At 69.0% G+C, this 3,088-nt stretch carries 1 protein-coding gene and 1 pseudogene; both read right to left on the minus strand.

All coding sequences use genetic code 11. From position 1 onward, the window contains the following. Positions 1-2,161: malto-oligosyltrehalose synthase (gene treY / locus Y704_RS21635; RefSeq protein WP_035772903.1), on the minus strand; the 2,161-nt coding region annotated here is incomplete at its 3' end. Positions 2,162-2,196: 35 nt separating this feature from the next. Next, a pseudogene (locus Y704_RS21640) lies at positions 2,197-3,088 on the minus strand (glycogen debranching enzyme); the annotation flags it as partial.

The following is a 3,088-nucleotide window of genomic DNA, read 5'->3' on the forward strand; positions in this document are numbered from 1 at the left end:
CGAGCCCGTACGGCAGGCGGGTCACCAGCACGACGACGCCGCCCCGATTGAACGCGAAGACGTGGTCCGCGGCCGTTCCCGCCGCCTGCACCGCCGAGTAGCCGGAGAAGAGTTCGGACCGGTCGCGGCGCAGCTTCAGTGCCCGGGACACGACCAGCAGTTTCGCCGCGGCATCCTCGCCCACGGCGGGGATCGCCCCGAAGTTGAGGTCCGTCAGGGCCTGCCGGCGCGCCGCGTAGTCCACCTCGCGGCGGTTGTCCGGGTCGACGAGGGAGAAGTCCCAGAACTCGGTCCCCTGGTACACGTCAGGAACCCCGGGCATGGTGAGCTGCAGCAGTTTGGCCGCGATCGAGTTGGACCAGCCGTGACCCTGAAGGCGCCGGGACATCGAGTCGACCAGCTCGTGAACGCGGGCGTCGTCGAACGCGGCGTCCACTGCGCTGTGCATCGCCGCTTCGAACTCCTCGGCCGGCGCGGTCCAGTGCGTGCTGAGATCCGCTTCCCGGGAGGCTTTCTCCACGTAGGCGTGGGCACGCTCGCGGCTCAGCGGCCAGGCACCGATCAGGGACTGCCACATCAGCGGCGCGAAGGAGGCGTCGGACACGGGTGCGAGGGCCTCCAGTTCCGCGAGGAGCTCCGCCCAGTCTCCCGGCATCTCGGAGAGCACCGCGATCCGGGCGCGGGTGTCCTCGCTGCGCTTGGTGTCGTGGGTGCTCAGGGTGGTCATGGACAGCGGGTTGCTGGTCTCCCGCTCCAGGAGGCGGCGGTGCATCTCGAGGGGGTCGACGGCGAAGATCGCCGGGTCGGCTCCCACCTCGTTGAGCGAGACCAGCCGGGTGTACCGGTAGAACGCGGTGTCCTCCACGCCCTTGGCCATCACCATGCCGGAGGTCTGCTGGAAGCGCCGGGCCAGCGCATTCAGCTCGGCGTCCGGCGCTCCCTCGAGGAACGGGTTGAGCAGCGGGTGGAGGGCCTCGAGGGTGGCACCGAGGTCAGGACGCCGCACCTGGGCGTCCCGCACGGCGTCGGCGAGGTAGTCGGCGCCCTCGGGCAGGTAGCTCCGGTAGACGGGGAAGCAGGTCAGGAGCTCGGCGAGGGCATCTGCCGCCGCTTCGGGGTCGAGGCCTGCGCTCTCCGGCACGAGCCGGGCCAGGCGAAGTACTTCGGCGTGCAGGATGCCGTCCGCGATGCCCCGCTTGGTTCCGTGGATCATCTCGTGGAACGGCTCCACGGGCACCAGCGCCGTGAGCTCGTGTTCGCCCGCGGGGTCGGTGAGCAGGCGGTCGACGTCGGCGAGCGCGTCGTAGCCGGTGGTCCCTTCACAGGCCCAGTTTCCCGGGAGCTCCTCGCCCGGCTCGAGGATCTTCTCGACCAGGACGTAGGCGCCGCCGGTCAGCTCGCGGAGATCCTCGAGGTAACCCACCGGGTCGGCGAGGCCGTCGGGGTGGTCGATGCGCAGGCCGTCCACGAGTCCGTCGTCGAACCAGCTCCGCACCTGGCTGTGGCTCTCCTCGAACACCCACGGAACCTCCACGCGGAGGCCTGCGAGGGTGTTGACGCCGAAGAAGCGCCGGTAGTTGAGCTCGCTGTCGGCGCGGCGCCAGTTCACGAGTTCGTAGTGCTGCTGCGCGTGCACGTCGGCGGCAGAATCGCCCGGTCGGAACGTGCCCTCCGCAATGGGATAGCGGTTGTCGTAGTAGCGGAGCTCTCCGTCCACCACCTCGAGTGCGGCTTCCTCCTCCGGTCCGTCGCCCAGCACGGGGATGCGGATCCGCCCGCCCGCGGCGTCCCAGTCGACGTCGAACGCTTCGGCCATCCGGGATCCGCGGCCCTCCTTCAGGAGCTGCCACCACCAGGCGTTGCGGGCCGGCGTCTCGATGCCCATGTGGTTGGGCACGATGTCCACCAGCACCCCCAGCCCCGCCCCGCGGGCGGCGGTGCTCAGCTCGATGAGGGCTTCGCGGCCGCCGCGTGCGGGGTCCACGGTGGAGGGGTCGGTCACGTCGTAGCCGTGGCCGGACCCCTCCTCCGCGGTCAGGATGGGCGACAGGTACACCCAGTCCACCCCGAGGTCATGCAGGTACGGCACCAGGGCCGCGGCTTCCCGCAGATCGAATTCGTTCCGGATCTGCAGCCGGTAGGTCGATTTTGGTGTCTTCACGCATGTCCTCCTGGGGAACTGGGGTGCAGGGATGGTTAGGCGGTGCCGGTCTTCGCCGTGACCTCGTTGGCGAGGATGGCCAGCGACGCCGCCACCGAGTGATCGAGATCCTCGGCTTCGGAGTGGGCGCGCAGGACCACCATCGATTTGCCCTCGACGGCGATGGTCCTGCCCGCAGGGATCGCAGCACTGTCGGCGAACTTCCCGGCGGTGTCGATGACCTCGTCCCAGGACGGTCCGTATTCCTCGGAGGGAATGGTGAAGTCGACGGCTTCATCATGCGCGTTGAAGTACATGAGGAAGTTGGCGTCGGTGATGCGCTGGCCCCGGGCGTCGCGTCCGCGAATGCCCTGGCCGTTGAGGAACACGCCGATCGAGCGGCCGAACCCGCTGTCCCAGTCCTCGGGCGCCATCAGCTCACCCGACGTGTCGAGCCACACGATGTCGGGCAGCACCTCTCCCTCGCCGCGACGCACGGGGCGTCCGTCGAAGAAGCGGCGGCGGCGGAACGTCGGGTGCTCGGAGCGGAGCCGGTTCACCGCGGCCGTGAATTCGAGCAGGGGCTGGTCCACCTTGTCCCAGTGCACCCAGCTGAGCTCGGAGTCCTGGCAGTAGGTGTTGTTGTTGCCTTCCTGGGTGCGGCCCAGCTCATCGCCGTGCAGCAGCATCGGCACACCCTGCGAGAGCAGGAGCGTGGCGATGTAGTTGCGCTGCTGACGGACGCGCAGTGCGTTGACCTTGGGGTCATCAGTGGGGCCCTCGACTCCGCAGTTCCAGGAGCGGTTGTGGGATTCGCCGTCGTTGTTGCCTTCGCCGTTGGCCTCGTTGTGCTTGTCGTTGTAGGAGACGAGGTCGCGGATGGTGAAGCCGTCGTGGGCGGTGACGAAGTTGATGGACGCCACCGGCCGGCGGGCGGAATGCTCGATC

It is taken from the genome of Arthrobacter sp. Br18, assembly GCF_000520555.1.
Lineage (GTDB): Bacteria > Actinomycetota > Actinomycetes > Actinomycetales > Micrococcaceae > Arthrobacter_D.